This window comes from Pseudomonas sp. Marseille-QA0332, from assembly GCF_054950175.1.
This window is the reverse complement of record NZ_CM143106.1, coordinates 3,710,261-3,726,386: the sequence shown is the minus strand read 5'-3', so window position 1 is coordinate 3,726,386 and position 16,126 is coordinate 3,710,261. Positions and strand designations below refer to the sequence as shown.

The 16,126-nt window shown below is 65.1% G+C and carries 13 protein-coding genes; 9 read left to right on the top strand and 4 right to left on the bottom strand.

Translation table 11 applies throughout. From position 1 onward, the window contains the following. Nucleotides 1-206: 206 nt before the first annotated feature. On the bottom strand, nt 207-3,116 hold the full coding sequence (locus ACY8GK_RS17200; protein ID WP_462401693.1) for an aminotransferase: 2,910 nt from the start codon (nt 3,114-3,116) through the stop codon (nt 207-209). Between the two features lie 195 nt (nt 3,117-3,311). On the opposite strand from ACY8GK_RS17200, the gene rfbB reads away from it, so the two are divergent. The 6 genes from rfbB to ACY8GK_RS17170 are packed head-to-tail and all read left to right on the top strand — an operon-like array spanning nt 3,312 to nt 9,852. Beyond that, nucleotides 3,312-4,394 (top strand): dTDP-glucose 4,6-dehydratase, encoded by a 1,083-nt coding sequence (gene rfbB / locus ACY8GK_RS17195; protein WP_196174965.1) that lies wholly within the window; start codon nt 3,312-3,314, stop codon nt 4,392-4,394. Further along, nucleotides 4,391-5,266 carry a glucose-1-phosphate thymidylyltransferase RfbA gene (rfbA, locus tag ACY8GK_RS17190; RefSeq protein WP_462401692.1) on the top strand — a complete coding sequence of 292 codons (876 nt, stop codon included), beginning with the start codon at nt 4,391-4,393 and terminating at the stop codon, nt 5,264-5,266. Before rfbB ends, rfbA begins: the two co-directional genes overlap by 4 nt. Further along, nucleotides 5,263-6,138 (top strand): dTDP-4-dehydrorhamnose reductase, encoded by an 876-nt coding sequence (rfbD, locus tag ACY8GK_RS17185; protein WP_196174967.1) that lies wholly within the window; start codon nt 5,263-5,265, stop codon nt 6,136-6,138. Before rfbA ends, rfbD begins: the two co-directional genes overlap by 4 nt. A gap of 38 nt (nt 6,139-6,176) precedes the next feature. Beyond that, nucleotides 6,177-7,991 (top strand): sensor histidine kinase, encoded by a 1,815-nt coding sequence (locus tag ACY8GK_RS17180; protein WP_462401691.1) that lies wholly within the window; start codon nt 6,177-6,179, stop codon nt 7,989-7,991. Further along, complete coding sequence (locus ACY8GK_RS17175) at nt 7,988-9,400, top strand: sigma-54-dependent transcriptional regulator (RefSeq protein ID WP_462401690.1); 1,413 nt, start codon at nt 7,988-7,990, stop codon at nt 9,398-9,400. Before ACY8GK_RS17180 ends, ACY8GK_RS17175 begins: the two co-directional genes overlap by 4 nt. Next, on the top strand, nt 9,397-9,852 hold the full coding sequence (locus ACY8GK_RS17170) for a YiiD C-terminal domain-containing protein (RefSeq protein ID WP_196174970.1): 456 nt from the start codon (nt 9,397-9,399) through the stop codon (nt 9,850-9,852). The genes ACY8GK_RS17175 and ACY8GK_RS17170 overlap by 4 nt, the downstream gene beginning before the upstream one ends. On the opposite strand, the gene cysQ is transcribed toward ACY8GK_RS17170, so the two are convergent. Next, nucleotides 9,841-10,668: a 3'(2'),5'-bisphosphate nucleotidase CysQ gene (gene cysQ, locus ACY8GK_RS17165; RefSeq protein WP_462403037.1), complete on the bottom strand. Its 828-nt coding sequence runs from the start codon at nt 10,666-10,668 to the stop codon at nt 9,841-9,843. The genes ACY8GK_RS17170 and cysQ overlap by 12 nt on opposite strands. Further along, nucleotides 10,665-11,231, bottom strand: coding sequence for an ADP compounds hydrolase NudE (gene nudE / locus ACY8GK_RS17160; protein WP_196174971.1), 567 nt, complete (start codon nt 11,229-11,231; stop codon nt 10,665-10,667). The genes cysQ and nudE overlap by 4 nt, the downstream gene beginning before the upstream one ends. 64 nt (nt 11,232-11,295) lie before the next feature. On the opposite strand from nudE, the gene yrfG reads away from it, so the two are divergent. Next, nucleotides 11,296-11,958: a GMP/IMP nucleotidase gene (gene yrfG, locus ACY8GK_RS17155; RefSeq protein WP_196174972.1), complete on the top strand. Its 663-nt coding sequence runs from the start codon at nt 11,296-11,298 to the stop codon at nt 11,956-11,958. A gap of 94 nt (nt 11,959-12,052) precedes the next feature. Here the strand turns inward: yrfG and lysM are convergent, their stop codons facing one another. Then, on the bottom strand, nt 12,053-12,493 hold the full coding sequence (gene lysM, locus ACY8GK_RS17150) for a peptidoglycan-binding protein LysM (RefSeq protein WP_196174973.1): 441 nt from the start codon (nt 12,491-12,493) through the stop codon (nt 12,053-12,055). Nucleotides 12,494-12,772: 279 nt separating this feature from the next. Here lysM and fdhD point away from each other — a divergent pair, with 279 nt between their 5' ends. Then, a complete protein-coding gene (gene fdhD / locus ACY8GK_RS17145) occupies nt 12,773-13,603 on the top strand; it encodes a formate dehydrogenase accessory sulfurtransferase FdhD (RefSeq protein WP_462401689.1) in 831 nt (276 codons plus the stop codon). 5 nt (nt 13,604-13,608) lie between these two features. Continuing rightward, the gene (locus ACY8GK_RS17140; protein WP_196174975.1) at nt 13,609-15,948 is read left to right on the top strand and encodes an FdhF/YdeP family oxidoreductase; all 2,340 of its coding nucleotides are present in this window, start codon (nt 13,609-13,611) and stop codon (nt 15,946-15,948) included. Nucleotides 15,949-16,126: the final 178 nt, after the last annotated feature.

Genomic DNA, 16,126 nt, shown 5'->3' with positions numbered 1-16,126 from the left:
GGATAACCTCTGCAAAGCCGGAAGCGCAATGCCGGCGGATGAATGGGAAACGTCCAGGCGCTTTATATCGGATAAATATCGAATTTAAAAGCAGACAAAACATTAAAAACCTATGATAAGGCGGCAAAAGCCGATACAAATCGGCTTTACGCTCATCCCAGCACTCCCACGACTGCAGCTTCAGCTTGCAGCTCGTGGCCACCCTCCTACAGCCCCTCGGACAACACTCGATCGACACTGTCGACGAAATGGTCGACGCTGGCCCGGGTCGTGCACATGGGCGGCTTGATCTTGAGGATGTTCAGGTAGTCCCCGGTCGGCTGCATGAATATTCCCAGGTCACGCAAGCGATCGCACAGGATCGCCGTCTCGGCGCTGGCAGGCTCCAGCGTCTGCCGATCGCGGACCAGCTCCAGCCCGAGGTAGAAGCCTGAGCCATGGGCAGCTGCCGCAAGCGGATGCTTGTCGACCAATGCTTGCAGGCGCGCCTTGAAATAGCGGCCGACCTCCCGGGCGTTATGCCAGAGGCCTTCCTCCTGCATCACCTCCAGCACCGCGATGCCGATGCGACAGCTGACGGGGCTGCCGCCGGCCGAAGAAAAGAAATAGCCTTCGGCTTCCAGGGCTTCGGCGATCTCGCGACGGGTGATCACCGCGCCCAGAGGCTGGCCGTTGCCCATGCCCTTGGCCATGGTAATGATGTCGGGCACCACGCCCTGCTCTTCGAACCCCCAGAACCATTCGCCGAGCCTTCCGTAGCCGACCTGCACCTCGTCGGCGATGCATATTCCACCGCGCGCCCTCACCTTGGCATAGACCTCGCGCAGGTAGCCAGGCGGCAGGGCGATGCCGCCAGCATTGCCATACACCGGCTCGCAGATGAAACCGGCCAGCTGCCGACCTTGGGCATCGAGTTGGGCCAGCTTGGCCTCCACGTCGCGCAGATAGCCTGCCGCGCTGTCGATACCGCGGTAGCGACCGCGGAAGGTATTGGGTGCCTCGACCGGATGCACCCAGTCGGGCCGGGTATCGAGCGCCTGGGGATTGTCGGCGATCGAAGTGGAAATGGCATCGGTGGCCACCGACCAGCCGTGATAGGCCTCCAGCACGCTGAGCAGGTCGCGACCGCCGCTGGCGGCCCAGGCAAGGCGGATCGCCAGGTCGTTGGCCTCGGTGCCGCTGTTGACCAGAAATACCCGGTCGAAGCCTGCCGGTGCCAGTGCCAGCAGGCGTTCGGAGAATTCGGCGATGGCTGCGTAATGGAAGCGCGAGTTGGTATTGAGCAGCGACCACTGGCGCGCCGACTCGGCGGCCATGCGGGGATGCCCGTGGCCCAGTACCGCGACGTTGTTGAGCATGTCGAGGTAGGAGCGTCCCTGCATGTCGATCAGATGGTTGCGCCAGCCGCGTTCGATGTGCGGCGGTTGGGCGTAGTAATGCTTCTGCGAGCGGGCGAAGCTGGCATCGCGGCGCGCCAGCAGGGCCTGCGCATCGAGCAGGGGCTCGGCGTCACAGTCCAGGCCGAGCAAGGCACTGGGCGATGGGCAAAGCGCCAGCCAGGCCGGGGCATGCGACGGCCTGGCGAAGAACGGTGGCTCGACCCCTTCGGCGCGGCACAGCTGCACACGCAGCAGGCCATCGACCCAGCCCAGCCCCTGGCCCTCGAGCAAGGCTTGCCCGTGCGCCGGCGAATCCTTCAGCCCGTCCAGCCAGAGCGTCCAGCAGGAAGTGCGCAGGCAGCCGGAAAGCCCGGGGCCCTGCTGCCAGGTTCCGGCCAGCGGCGCCTGCAAGGCACTGCCAAGGGGTACCTGCAGCTCGACGCCCAGGGCGCAGGTGGCTGGCTCTTCGGGGGTGTCGACCTGTGTTTGCGAAAGCCGGTATTGCCCGTACAGGCTGCAAGCGGTGCCGCCCTCGCCTGCCTGCTCGGCCAGCACGCGCTGGTCGAAGCCGGCCTGTTCCCAGTTGCCGAACTGAGCGTGCGGTCCGACCACCCCCAGATCGACCCTGACGACCTCTTGTCCGCTGAGCCCGGGCAGCAGCGGCAGGCATGCGCCGAAGTTCGGCACTGGCAGCTGGTGCCCGGCGGCCAGCAGGATGGCTGCCTGCATCAGCTCGAACGGCACGCTGCTGGCGACTTCGAAGATTTCCCATTCGTGATCGATGTTGTCGCGGATATAGCGATTGCCCGGATCCACGCTCAATTGCTGCGCACTGCTCAACACCAGCACTGCCGCGCGCATCACGACCAGTGGCCAGAGTGCTTGCAGCTCGGCCTCCTGCAGCGGATTCACGGCGTGATAGGCGCGCACGGCCGGCACCACTCGCAATGGATCAGCCTCGGCGTGGTGCAGCAGCGCGGCACAGGTCACCGACAGATCGGCGATGCGCCAGGTACGCGACAGGTCGCCGAAGTCTATGACGCCCTTGAGCTGCCACTGGCGCTGCTGGTCACGCTGCCAGACCGTGTTGTCGTCGCTGATGTCCAGGTGCACGGCCTGCACGGGCAGGTGCTCGCGCCATGGCAGCAGCCGATCCAGGGCCTGGCGGGTGATAGCGGCAACCTGCTGACGCCGTGGATCGTCGCCCAGGACGGGCAGGAGTTGTTCGATCAGGGCTTCGGCATGCCTCGGGTCCCATTGCAGGGTACGTTCGAGCCCCGGATGGTCGAAGCCGGCTAGGGCCTTGTCGAGTGCCGCGCACAGCCCACCGAGTTCGCCGAACAACCGCGCCGGCATGTGTCGAAGGCGTGTCAGCGCCTGGCCTTCGAGGTAGTCCAGCAGCCGCGCATGGAGGGGCTGGCCGTCCACTTCCAGTTCCAGCAGCGCCTTCCCGCACAGCGTCGAACGTACCGCCGGCACCGGCATCCCTTGCTCGCGCAGGTGGGCCAGTGCGGCGTGCTGGGCCTGCAGCTCGAGCTGGCCGTAGCTGCCATGACAGATCTTCAGCACGTAGGTGCCCTGCTGGCTGTCCACGCGAAAGTTCAGGTCCTGCTGGCTGCCCAATGCCTGCAGCGTCGCGTCGATTCCATAATGCGTCTGCAGCAAGGCGCGCGCCTGGGCCTCGTCGATCCGTGGGGAAGGTTGGCTGGAGCGCTGGATCAGGGTGTTGACGAACATCGGTGGTCGCCCTCGGTCTATTTGCTGCCTATATCACAGGCCAGGCCCTCGCTTGGCAAGCACAAGACCGTCGGCAAGGCGCCGCGACCGCGCGAAAAGCGTTCCAGGCCGCAGCACATCCCGCGCTTGCGTATTATGATCACGGCCTACAACTCATCCTCACGTATCGACAGCAACGGAAAGGTGGCACGACACATGCGAATTCTCATTACCGGCGGAGCAGGCTTCATCGGATCGGCGCTGGTGCGTCACCTGATCGACCATACCGAGCACGAGGTGCTCAACCTGGACAAGCTGACCTACGCCGGCAACCTGGAATCGCTGAGCAGCATCGCCCTCGATACCCGCTACGAGTTCGTCCAGGCCGACATCGCCGACCAGGCGACGGTGGCGCGCACGCTGCAACGTTTCCAGCCGCAGGCCATCATGCACCTGGCCGCCGAGTCGCACGTCGACCGCTCCATCGATGGGCCATCGGCGTTCATCCAGACCAACATCGTCGGTACCTACAGCCTGCTCGAGGCCACCCGCGAGTACTGGTCGAAACTGCCGGACGACGAGCGCGCGGCGTTCCGCTTCCACCATATTTCGACCGATGAGGTCTATGGCGACCTGCACGGGGTCGATGACCTGTTCACCGAAACCACGCCGTATGCGCCCAGCTCACCGTACTCGGCGAGCAAGGCGGCCTCGGACCACCTGGTGCGTGCCTGGCATCGCACCTACGGGCTGCCGGTGCTGATCACCAACTGCTCGAACAACTATGGCCCGTTCCATTTCCCCGAGAAGCTCATTCCGCTGGTCATCCTCAACGCCCTCGAGGGCAAGCCGCTGCCGGTCTACGGCGACGGCCTGCAAGTACGCGACTGGCTGTTCGTCGAGGATCATGCCAGGGCACTGCTCAAGGTGGTCAGCGAGGGTCAGGTCGGCGAAACCTACAACATCGGCGGGCATAACGAACAGAAGAACATCGACGTGGTGCGTGGCATCTGCGCCCTGCTCGAGGAGCTGGCGCCCCAGCGCCCGGCCGGCCTGGCCCGCTACGCCGACCTGATCACCTTCGTCAAGGACCGCCCCGGCCATGACCTGCGCTATGCCATCGATGCCGGCAAGATCGAGCGCGAACTGGGCTGGGTACCGCAGGAGACCTTCGAGAGCGGCCTGCGCAAGACCGTGCAGTGGTACCTGGACAACCTGGAGTGGTGCCGCCATGTGCAGGACGGCAGCTACCAGCGCGAACGCCTGGGCAACAGCGATCCCAAGGACCTGATCGCATGACCAAGGGTATCGTCCTGGCCGGCGGCTCCGGCACGCGCCTGCATCCGATCACCTTGGGCGTTTCCAAGCAACTGCTGCCGGTCTATGACAAGCCGATGATCTACTACCCGATCTCGGTGTTGATGCTTGCGGGCATCCGCGAGATCCTCGTCATCTCCACGCCCCAGGACCTGCCGCAGTATCGCCAGCTGCTCGGCGACGGCAGCCAGTTCGGCGTACGGTTCAGCTACGCCGAGCAGCCCTCGCCCGATGGGCTGGCGCAGGCGTTCCTGATCGGCGAGGCGTTCATCGGCCAGGACCCGGTCTGCCTGATCCTTGGCGACAACATCTTCCATGGCCAGGGCTTCACCGAGCAGCTGCGCCGCGCCGTGGGCCAGCCCGACGGCGCGACCGTGTTCGGCTACTGGGTCAAGGACCCGGAGCGTTTCGGTGTCGTCGAGTACGACGGCCACGGCCGGGCCCTGTCGATCGAGGAAAAGCCGCGAGCCCCCAAGTCCAGCTATGCGGTGACCGGCCTATACTTCTACGACAACGACGTCGTGAACATTGCCCGGCACATCGCGCCATCGCCGCGCGGCGAGCTGGAAATCACCGACGTCAACAATGCCTACCTCAAGCAGGGCAAGCTACGGGTCGAGCGTTTCGGCCGTGGTTTCGCCTGGCTCGATACCGGCACCCATGACAGCCTGCTGGAAGCCTCCCAGTACGTGCAGACCATCGAGCACCGACAGGGCCTGAAAGTCGCCTGTCTCGAGGAAATCGCCTACGAGCAGGGATGGATTTCGACCACACAATTGCTGGAGCGAGCCAGGCTGTTCGGCAAGACCGGCTATGGCCAGTACCTGGCAGCCCTGGCCAAGGAGCCCTCATGACCACAAGCGCACCGCTCGACATCCTGATCATCGGCCGCAATGGCCAGCTCGCCCAGGCGCTGACCCGACACCTGCACGGTCACCGCCTGCAGGTGCTGGGACGCGCCGATTTCGACCTGGCACGCAGCGAAACCATCGGCGACCGGCTCCGGCAACTGGCTCCCCAGCTGATCATCAACGCAGCGGCCTATACCGCCGTGGACCAAGCCGAAAGCGAGCGCGCGCTGGCCTTCGCGGTCAATGCCGAGGGCCCGGGAGTGCTGGCCCAGGTCGCCGCGGAGCTGGACGTTCCGCTGATCCACTATTCGACCGACTACGTCTTCGATGGCGACAAGAAGACCCCTTACACCGAGGACGACACACCCAACCCGCTAGGCGTCTATGGCGAAAGCAAGCTGGCCGGCGAACAGGCGGTGGCCAGTGCTGGGGGGCGCCACCTGATCCTGCGCACCAGCTGGGTCTACTCGCTCGAAGGGCGCAACTTCCTGCTGACCATGCAGCGCTTGCTGCAAGAGAAGCCCGAAGTGCGCGTGGTGAACGACCAGATCGGCGCGCCGACCTCGGCCGATACCATCGCCGCCAGCAGCGCCGCGCTGATTCGTCGCTGGCAGGCCGGAGAGGCCGGCGACTGGGGGCTCTACCACCTGGCGGCGCAAGGCGAGACATCCTGGTTCGGCTTTGCCCAGGCCATCGCCGAACAGCTCGAGGCGCGCGGCCTGCCCTGCGCACGGGTGGTACCGATTCCGGCCAGCGAGTACCCGACGCCTGCCCGGCGCCCGCACAACTCGCGCCTGGACTGCAGCCGCCTGGCCGAGCGCTGGCAGGTCAGCCAGCCGCACTGGCAACAGGCGCTGATCGACTGCCTGAAGTAGCGCATAATTGCGTCAGGCCCTCCTGACGCAAGCGAGCGATGATCCCGACTTCCGTACCCCCGCGACGCCCACGCTGGCGCAGCCTGGCGCTGCTGGCCTTGTGCCTGGCGCCCTTGCTCTGGCCGCTGCATCACCTGGCCGAACGCTACTACCAGGACGAACTGGCCTCGCAGAACCGCCAGACCCTCGACCTGTACGTCGCTAACCTGCTCGGCACCCTGCACCGCTACGAGACCTTGCCGCAGATCCTCGGCGAGCTGCCTGCCCTGCGCACGGTGCTGGCCGACCCGTTGAAGCTGGAGGCCGTGACCAACGCCAATCGCCGGCTCAAGGACATCGTCGAGCAGACTGGTGCCGAAGTCATGTACCTGATGGACACGAAGGGCAATACCCTGGCCGCCTCCAACTGGGACAAGCACGACAGCTTCGTCGGGCGCAACTTCGCCTTCCGCCCGTACTTCAGCGAAGCCATGCAAGGCCGCCTGGGACGTTTCTTCGGCCAGGGCACGACGTCGGCCAAGCGCGGTTATTTCTTCGCCGCCGCCGTTCGCGATGGCGAACAAGCGATCGGCGTGCTGGTGGTCAAGGTCGACCTGGACCATACCGAAACCCTCTGGGGCCATACCCCCGAACAACTGCTGCTGACCGACCACAATGGCGTGGTGGTGCTGACCTCGCGCCCGGACTGGCGTTTTCGCGCCACCCGGCCACTGAGCGATGCCGAGCGTGAAGCGGTGATCGCCATCCAGCCGTATCCGACCCAGCTGCCGCAGCCGCTCAGCCTCGACCGTAGCGCCTGGCTGATCCAGAGCGAGTCGATCGAGGAAACCGGCTGGAACGTCAGCATTCTCGCGCCGCGTACCCTGGTCGACCGTTCGGTGCAGACGGTCATGGCCATCGGTGCCGGAGCGCTGCTGGTCCTGATGCTGCTGCTCGGCCTGGCCATGCAGCGGCGTCGCCATTACATCGACCGTATCGACTTCGAGGCCCGTGGGCGGCAGGAGCTGGAAAAGCGGGTCATGGCACGTACCGCCGACCTCGAGGGCCTGAACCAGCGCCTGAAGACCGAAGTGCTCGAACGCGAGCAGGCCCAGCAGGACCTGGTCCGTGCCCAGGACGAACTGGTCCAGGCCGGCAAGTTGTCGGTGCTCGGAACCATGTCGGCAAGCATCAGCCATGAGCTGAACCAGCCCCTGGCAGCCATTCGCAGCTATGCGGAGAACGCCGAGATCCTGCTCGATCACCAGCGCACCGAAGATGCGCGCAGCAACCTCAAGCTGATCGGCGAGCTGACCGGGCGCATGGCTTCGATCATCGCCCACCTGCGCGCCTTCGCCCGGCGCGACCGCCATGCCCCGGAAAGCGTGGCCCTGCAACCGGCCCTGGACGATGCGCTGGCCTTGCTGGCCAAGCGTCGCCGGGCGATGGCGGTGGAGCTGATTCGTGACCTGCCGGATGCCACGCTGTGGGTCCAGGCGGGCGAGACTCGCTTGCGCCAGGTCCTTGGCAACCTGCTGGCCAATGCGCTCGATGCGCTGACCGAGAAGGCCAATCCGCGTCGGCTATGGCTGAGTGCCGAAACGCGCGATGGCTACGTCTACCTGTACATTCGCGACAATGGCCCGGGCTTCACCCGCCAGGCGCTGGAACAGGCCAAGGAGCCGTTCTTCACCACCAAGACGCGGACCCAGGGCCTGGGGCTGGGCCTGGCCATCTGCGAAAGCCTGATGCGGACCCTGGGCGCCGAACTGCTGCTGGCCAACCACCCGGAAGGTGGCGCGCTGCTGACCTTGCACCTGCGGGTAGCCAAGCCTGGCGCCAACCTGCAACCTTCGGAGGACTCTTCGGCATGACGTCCGATTCCCTGATCGACAGCCACCTCCAGGTGATCCTGATCGATGACGACCCGCACCTGCGCCAGGCCTTGAGCCAGACCCTGGACCTGGCTGGCCTGAAAGTGATCGCCCTGGCCGATGCCCAGGGCCTGGCCGAGCGCATCGAGACGGACTGGCCGGGCGTGGTGGTCAGCGACATTCGCATGCCGGGCATGGATGGGCTGCAACTGCTCGAGCGTCTGCAGGCGCGTGACCGGGAGCTGCCGGTACTGTTGATCACCGGTCACGGCGACGTGCCCCTGGCGGTGCAGGCCATGCGTGCCGGCGCCTACGACTTTCTCGAGAAACCCTTCGCCAGCGATGCGCTGCTCGACAGCGTCAGGCGTGCCCTGGCCGTACGCCGCCTGGTGCTGGACAACCGCAGCCTGCGCATGGCCTTGAGCGATCGTCAGCAACTGGCTACCCGGCTGCTCGGGCAGTCGCCGGCCATGCAGCGCCTGCGCGAGCAGATCGGCGCGCTGGCCGGTACCCGCGCCGATGTGCTGATCCTCGGCGAGACCGGTGCCGGCAAGGAAGTGGTGGCGCGCGCCCTGCATGACCTGTCCAGCCGCCGTGACGGCCCATTCGTGGCGATCAACGCTGGCGCGCTGGCCGAATCGGTGGTCGAGAGCGAGCTGTTCGGCCATGAGCCTGGCGCCTTTACCGGCGCGCAGAAGCGCCGCATCGGCAAGTTCGAGTTCGCCAACGGCGGCACGCTGTTTCTCGACGAAATCGAAAGCATGAGCCTGGACGTGCAGGTCAAGCTGCTGCGCCTGCTGCAGGAACGGGTGGTCGAGCGCCTGGGCGGCAACCAGCTGATCCCGCTGGACATCCGGGTCATCGCGGCCACCAAGGAAGATCTGCGCCAGGCCGCCGACGAGGGCCGTTTCCGCGCCGACCTGTACTACCGGCTGAACGTCGCCCCGCTGCGCATCCCGGCTTTGCGCGAGCGCGGCGACGATATCCTGGTGCTGTTCCAGCATTTCGTCGACGCCGCCAGCCAACGCCATGGCCTGGCGCCGCACAGCCTGCAGCCGGCTCAGCGCGCGATGCTGCTGCGGCACGACTGGCCAGGCAACGTGCGCGAACTGCAAAATGCCGCCGAACGCTTTGCCCTGGGCCTGGAACTGGCCCTCGATGGCCAGGCGCCTGTCGAAGCCCTGCTATCGCCACCCCCTGCATCGGCCGCCAGCCTCAGCGAACAGGTCGAGCAGTTCGAGCGTTCGCTGATCACCGCCGAAATGCAACAGGCTCATACATCGATACGCAGCCTCGCCGAGGCCTTGGGCATTCCCCGCAAGACGTTGCATGACAAGTTGCGCAAGCACGGGCTGAGCTTTGCCGACAGCACCGGCGCACAGGACGACCAAGAGGACAACCGGCCGTGAATGGCTCCGCTCGACACCTTCAGGAAATACTGCACAGCGATATCCCATTGACCCGCGACATGGGGCTCGAAGTGCTCGACTGGCAGGATCATCGGCTGCGATTGCAGCTACCGCTGGCAGCCAACGTCAACCACAAGAGCACCATGTTCGGCGGCAGCCTGTATTGCGCCGCCGTGCTGGTCGGCTGGGGCTGGCTGCACCTGCGCCTGCGCGAAGCCGGCATCGAGGATGGGCACATCGTCATCCAGGAAAGCCGGATCAGTTATCCGCTACCGGTCACCGGCGCGGCGATCGCGCGCTGCCAAGCACCCGACGCGCAGGAGTGGGCGCGCTTCGTGAAGCTCTACCAGCGGCGCGGCCGTGCCCGTCTGACCCTCGACACCGTGGTCAGCAACGCCGATAGCGAGGCGCCCGCCGTGACCTTCAGTGGGCACTACGTGCTACACCGCTGAGGCCAGGTCGAGCAGGCCCTGGCGCCAGGCGGCGCCACGCGGCAAGGCCAGGAAATGCTCGTTGAGCAAGGAGTCGCGTGGCTGATAGCACAGCGCCTGGCCATCCAGCGTGAGCACCTCGCCACCCGCGCCTTCCAGCACTCCCTGGGCCGCGGCGGTATCCCATTGCGACGTCGGCGCCAGTCGTGGATAGCAGTCCGCGGCGCCTTCGGCCAACAGGCAGAACTTCAACGAGCTGCCGATGTTGGCCAGCAACGGTTCCCCGAGCCTGGCGCCAAGCCCTGCCAACAGCGCTTGCTGCCCTGGGCTGGAATGGCGACGACTGGCGACCACGGTGAAGCGCTCGCCCTCGGGCGGTCGCGTACGGACCTGGATCGGCCGCGCCGCGGCATTGCCATCGCTACGCCAGGCCCCCAGCGCCCGGCCACCGTAATAGCAGCGCCCGTTCACCGGCATCGCCACCACGCCGAAGACCACCTGCCCCTGCTCGACCAAGGCGATGTTGACGGTGAACTCCTCGCTGCCGGCGATGAACTCCTTGGTACCGTCCAGTGGATCGACCAGCCACCAGCGCTGCCATTGCCGACGCCGCTCCACGGGGATGTCGCAATCTTCCTCGGAAAGCACCGGTATCTGCGGCGCCAGCGCCTGCAAGCCCTGCACGATCACCTGATGGGCAGCCAGGTCGGCAGCCGTCACCGGCGAATCGTCGGCCTTGGTCGTCACGGCCACGTCAGCCCGCCAGAACGGCAAGATCGCCTCGCCGGCACGACGCGCCAGGCGGACCACTTCATGCATCAGTCGCGGGTCGTTCAGCATTCGAGCAAGCCTCGCTGGGACAGCAGGTCACGGGCCAGGTAGAGCGCCGCCAGGGCGCGGCCCTCAGAAAACTGCGGGTGCATCGCCAAGGCCGACAGCTCGCGCAGGTTGACTTTGTCGACCCGCATCGGCTCCGGTTCGTCGCCCTCCAGGCGCTCCTCGTACAAGTCGGTGGCCAATACCACCTGGATCTTCTGGCTCATGTAGCCGGGCGACAGCGACAGTTCGGTGAGATGCTCGAGCTGGCGGGCGCCGAAGCCTGCTTCTTCCTTGAGTTCGCGATTGGCGGCGGCCAGCACGTCTTCGCCGGGCTCGATCAGCCCCTTGGGCAGCGACAGTTCGTACGCTTCGGTACCGCCACAGTACTCCTCGACCAGCACCGCATGCTCGGCATCGAGCATGGCCACGATCATCACCGCGCCATGGCCGTGGCCGCTGCCGGCCAGGCGCTCGTAGGTCCGCTCGGTGCCATTGGCAAAACGCAGCTGGACGGCTTCGACTCGGAACAGGCGACTGCTGGCGACGATCTCGCGGGCGAGGACAGTGGGTTTCTGGCGCATGGGACAGCTCCTTGGCGTGAACGGGTTACTATACCGTGGCTTTCCGACCGATCGAGAATTTCCAATGTCCATGCTCAACTGGCCCGCCATCGATACCGTCCTGCTGGACATGGATGGCACCTTGCTCGACCTGCACTACGACAACCGCTTCTGGCTCGAACACCTGCCGGCGCGCTACGCCGAGCTGCACGGGGTGAGCCGGGCCTTGGCCGAGATGGAGCTGCAACCGTTGTTCGAACGCAATGCCGGGACGCTCAACTGGTACTGCCTGGACTTCTGGAGCCGTGAGCTGAAGCTGCCGATCCGCGAACTGAAGCGGGAAATCGCCGATCTGATCGCCCTGCGCCCCGATGCCGACGTGTTTCTCTCGGCCATCCGCCGGGCCGGCAAGCGCGTGATCCTGATCACCAATGCGCATCGCGACTCGCTATCGCTGAAGCTTGAGCGGGTGGAACTGGCGCCGTATTTCGAACGACTGATCAGCTCGCATGACTATGGGTTTCCCAAGGAGGATGCGCAGTTCTGGGATGCCCTGCAGGCCGATATCGGTTTCGATCCGGCACGCAGCCTGTTCATCGACGATACCTTGGCGATCCTGCGCAGCGCCAGGCGCTTTGGCGTAGGTCACTTGCTCGCGGTACGCCAGCCGGACAGCCGTGGCGGGCCACGCGACACGCAAGAGTTCGCGGCAGTGGAGGATTACCAGGCACTGCTCGAAGGCTTGTGAGCGTTGCGCTCGAGCGATGATGGCGCCCTGGTCGCCGCGGCCAGGTCCGCCCTGTCGCTGCGCGCTCGATCAGCGATCGAGCGCGCTCCGCGCCTTACTCTGGAATGCGCAGGACCTGGCCCGGATAGATCTTGTCCGGGTGCGAAAGCATCGGCTTGTTGGCTTCGAAGATCTTCTGGTACTTGTTGGCGTCGCCGTATTCCTTCTTGGCGATGGCGCTCAGGGTGTCGCCCTTTTCCACGGTGACGAAGCGGGCAGGCTTGGCTACCGGGCCGGTGACGGTGATCTGGTCATCGACAGTGGCCACGCCTTCGATGTTGCCCGCGGCCAGGACGATCTTTTCCTTCTCTTCCTGGCTGGCCACTTCACCCTTGAGCACCACCTTGTCGCCTTCGACCGTGGCCGTGATGTTGGGGTTGCCCAGGCCCACGGTCTCGACGTGCTTTTTGAGCTGCTCTTCGGCATTGGCATTGCCAGGGGTGAGCAGATCGATCAGTTTTTCTCCGGCGTGTTTCACGAAGCTGAACAAGCTCATTGCTTTCTCCTTGGTGAGGTCCTTCGAAAATAGGTCTGGCTTTTCCGAAAAGTGCCTGTGCCACGATCATGCTGCGTCGAAAACCGCGTTACGCGCGTGTTTTCGCCTTGCCTGATCGCTGCACGGCGGCTCTCCTCCAAACCCTAGAACAGGCATTACCGACCTGCCCAGCGGGGCTGATCGACCGTTTCTATCACTGTATCGACCCAAGCGATTAGACGGAGTTCATCCGCAAGCCTAGGCTAAGGTCGTGAGCAAAGCCGCCGGTAACCCGCCTTGATGAACAGCAAACCTCCGGTCTGCGCGGCATCCATGTCCTCGTCCCTGCCTGCCGCCAGTACTACGTACGATTACCTTCAGCTCGATGACAGCCTGGCCTGCGACACGCCGCTGGCCGAGGAAGTGGCCCTGGCCATCGTCTACAACGGCCTGAACCAGGCAGTCATGCTGGTCAGCCCGACCGACCTGGAAGACTTCGTCGTCGGTTTCAGCATTGGCAGCGGCATCATCGCCAGCACCGCCGAGCTGTATGACGTGAAGATTTCCGGCAGCGGCTCGGCGCTGTATGCCGATCTTGAGATCTCCAGCCGCGCATTCTGGAACCTGAAGGACCAGCGGCGACAGCTGGCCGGCACCAGCGGCTGCGGCTTGTGTGGCGTCGAAGCGCTGGAGCAAGCCCTGCCCGACCTGGCCACCCTGCCCGGCGCGCCATTGCCGCCAGCCAGCTGGCTGGCAGGGTTGCGCCAGCGCATCGATCGCTTCCAGCCCTTGGGCCAGCATTGCGGCGCCGTTCATGCGGCGCTGTTCATGGATCGGCATGGCGAGCTGTTGCTCGGCCGCGAGGACATAGGACGCCACAACGCCCTGGACAAGCTGATCGGCGCCCTGCTGCGCCAGCGGATCGATACCGAAGGCGGCCTGGCGATCGTGACCAGCCGCTGCAGCCTGGAACTGATCCAGAAAGTCCTGCGCGCCAGGATCCAGACCCTGGTCAGCCTTTCCGCACCGACCGGCCTGGCCTTGCAATGGGCGCGCCGACACAACCTCAACCTCATCCACCTGCCCAAACACAGTGCACCGCGGGTGTTCAGCCCCGCGGCGGAGGCGTGATAGCCGTGAGTACCTACCAGCAACTTCCGCAAAGCAAGTCCAATCCGCGCTACAAGCCCTACCATGGCCCTGCCGGGGGCTGGGGTGCGCTGCGCAGCGTGGCCAAGGCCTGGGTCGGCAGCGACAATGCCCTGAAGAACATCCGCGCCTTGCTCAAGACCAACCAGAACGGCGGCTTCGACTGCCCTGGCTGCGCCTGGGGCGACTCGCCCGAAAGCGGCATGGTGAAGTTCTGCGAGAACGGCGCCAAGGCGGTCAACTGGGAAGCGACCAAACGGCGCGTCGATGCGGCCTTCTTTGCCCGACACAGCGTCAGCGCGCTGCTCGAGCAGAGCGACTATTGGCTCGAGTATCAAGGCCGGCTGACCGACCCGATGGTCTACGACCCGGCCAGCGACCGTTACCAGCCGATCGACTGGGACAGCGCCTTCGCCTTGATCGCCCGTCATCTCAAGGGGCTTTCCAGCCCTGACCAGGCCGAGTTCTATACCTCCGGTCGGGCCAGCAACGAAGCGGCCTTCCTCTACCAGCTGTTCGTGCGCGCCTACGGGACCAACAACTTCCCCGACTGCTCGAACATGTGCCACGAAGCCAGCGGCGTGGCACTGGGCCAGAGCGTGGGGGTAGGCAAAGGCACGGTGACCTTCGATGATTTCGAGCACGCCGATGCGATCTTCGTCTGGGGCCAGAACCCTGGCACCAACCATCCGCGCATGCTCGATCCGCTGCGCGAGGCGGTCAAGCGTGGCGCCCAGGTAGTCTGCATCAACCCACTCAAGGAGCGCGGCCTGGAACGCTTCCAGCATCCGCAGAACCCGCTCGAGATGCTCACCAACAGCGACCGGCCGACCAACACCGCCTATTTCCGCCCGGCGCTGGGCGGCGACATGGCGCTGCTGCGCGGCATGGCCAAGTTCATGCTGCAATGGGAACGCGAGGCCCAGGCCAAGGGCGAGGCGGCCGTGTTCGACCATGCCTTCATCGCCGAACACGGCCATGGCATCGCCGAATACCTGGAGGTGGTCGATGCCACGTCCTGGGAGCAGATCCAGGCCCAGTCCGGCTTGCCGCTGGACGACATCGAGCATGCCGCGCGCATGTATTGCAAAGGCAAGCGCGTGATCATGTGCTGGGCCATGGGCATCACCCAGCATCGCCACTCGGTGCCGACCATCCAGGAAATCGTCAACGTCATGCTGCTGCGTGGCAACATCGGCCTGCCCGGTGCCGGCCTGTGCCCGGTACGCGGCCACAGCAACGTGCAAGGCGACCGCACCATGGGGATCAACGAGCGGCCACCGGCGTTCCTGCTCGATGCCCTCGAGAAGCGCTTCGGCTTTCAGGTGCCGCGCCACAACGGCCACAACACGGTCGAGGCGATCCAGGCCATGCTCGACGGGCGTGCCAAGGTCTTCATCGGCCTGGGCGGCAATTTCGCCCAGGCTACGCCAGACACCCAACGCACCGCTCAGGCGCTGCGCAACTGCGACCTGACCGTGCACATCAGCACCAAGCTCAACCGCAGCCACCTGGTGCATGGCAAGCAAGCGCTGATCCTGCCTTGCCTGGGCCGCACCGACATCGACCAGCAGGCCGAAGGTCCGCAGGCCGTGACGGTGGAAGACTCCTTCAGCATGGTGCATGCCTCCAACGGCCAGCTGCGTCCGCTGTCGAAGCACATGCGCTCGGAGCCGGCGGTGGTCGCTGGCATCGCCGCCGCGACCCTGGGCAAGCATCCGGTCGACTGGGAATGGCTGGTGGCCGACTATGCGCGCATTCGCGAGCTGATCGGCGATACCATCCCAGGCTTCGCCGGCTTCAACCAGCGCCTGCTCGAGCCAGGCGGGTTCTACCTGGGCAACAGCGCCGGATCTCGGCAGTGGAAGACGGCCAGCGGCCGGGCCAACTTCAAGGCCAACCTGTTGCCTGATACCTTGCTCGATGAGCGGGTACGCGCCAGTGGCCAGGTGCCGGACCTGATCCTGCAGTCGATGCGCTCGCACGACCAGTACAACACCACCATCTATGGCCTGGACGACCGCTACCGGGGTGTCAGGGGGCAGCGCGACGTGATCTTCGCCAACGAGGCGGACATCATCCGCCTGGGCTTGCAGCCAGGTCAGAAAGTCGACATCGTCTCGCTCTGGGGCGATACGCACGAACGACGGGTCAATGGCTTCACCTTGCTGGCCTTCGATATCCCGGCCGGCCAGGCGGCGGCCTACTACCCTGAAGTGAACCCACTGGTGCCCTTGGAAAGTATCGGCGATGGCAGCCACACACCAACTTCCAAGTTCATTGCCATCAAGCTGGAGGCCGCACGCGAAACGGCACGGATCCTCTGAGACGAGCGCTGCGAAACAATGAAAAAGCCCCGGCCTGAATGACCGGGGCTTTTTCTTCCAAGTAGCTTGAGACCGCAGGAAAAGTTTAAAGTTTCAGAGGCAAAACAATAAGTTAGTAAAATGTGAAGCACCCGTGTCAATCGTCGGATTTCTATTGCAATAACAGTTTTGCAACTTC

Excerpts from the sequence above, each read along its gene's own strand:
- fdhD (WP_462401689.1), top strand. The coding sequence starts at position 12,773 with ATGAACAGCAAACCTCCGGTCTGCGCGGCATCCATGTCCTCGTCCCTG.
- rfbB (WP_196174965.1), top strand. The coding sequence starts at position 3,312 with ATGCGAATTCTCATTACCGGCGGAGCAGGCTTCATCGGATCGGCGCTG.
- nudE (WP_196174971.1), bottom strand. The coding sequence starts at position 11,231 with ATGCGCCAGAAACCCACTGTCCTCGCCCGCGAGATCGTCGCCAGCAGT.
- ACY8GK_RS17180 (WP_462401691.1), top strand. The coding sequence starts at position 6,177 with ATGATCCCGACTTCCGTACCCCCGCGACGCCCACGCTGGCGCAGCCTG.
- yrfG (WP_196174972.1), top strand. The coding sequence starts at position 11,296 with ATGTCCATGCTCAACTGGCCCGCCATCGATACCGTCCTGCTGGACATG.
- ACY8GK_RS17200 (WP_462401693.1), bottom strand. The coding sequence starts at position 3,116 with ATGTTCGTCAACACCCTGATCCAGCGCTCCAGCCAACCTTCCCCACGG.
- ACY8GK_RS17175 (WP_462401690.1), top strand. The coding sequence starts at position 7,988 with ATGACGTCCGATTCCCTGATCGACAGCCACCTCCAGGTGATCCTGATC.
- lysM (WP_196174973.1), bottom strand. The coding sequence starts at position 12,493 with ATGAGCTTGTTCAGCTTCGTGAAACACGCCGGAGAAAAACTGATCGAT.
- rfbD (WP_196174967.1), top strand. The coding sequence starts at position 5,263 with ATGACCACAAGCGCACCGCTCGACATCCTGATCATCGGCCGCAATGGC.
- rfbA (WP_462401692.1), top strand. The coding sequence starts at position 4,391 with ATGACCAAGGGTATCGTCCTGGCCGGCGGCTCCGGCACGCGCCTGCAT.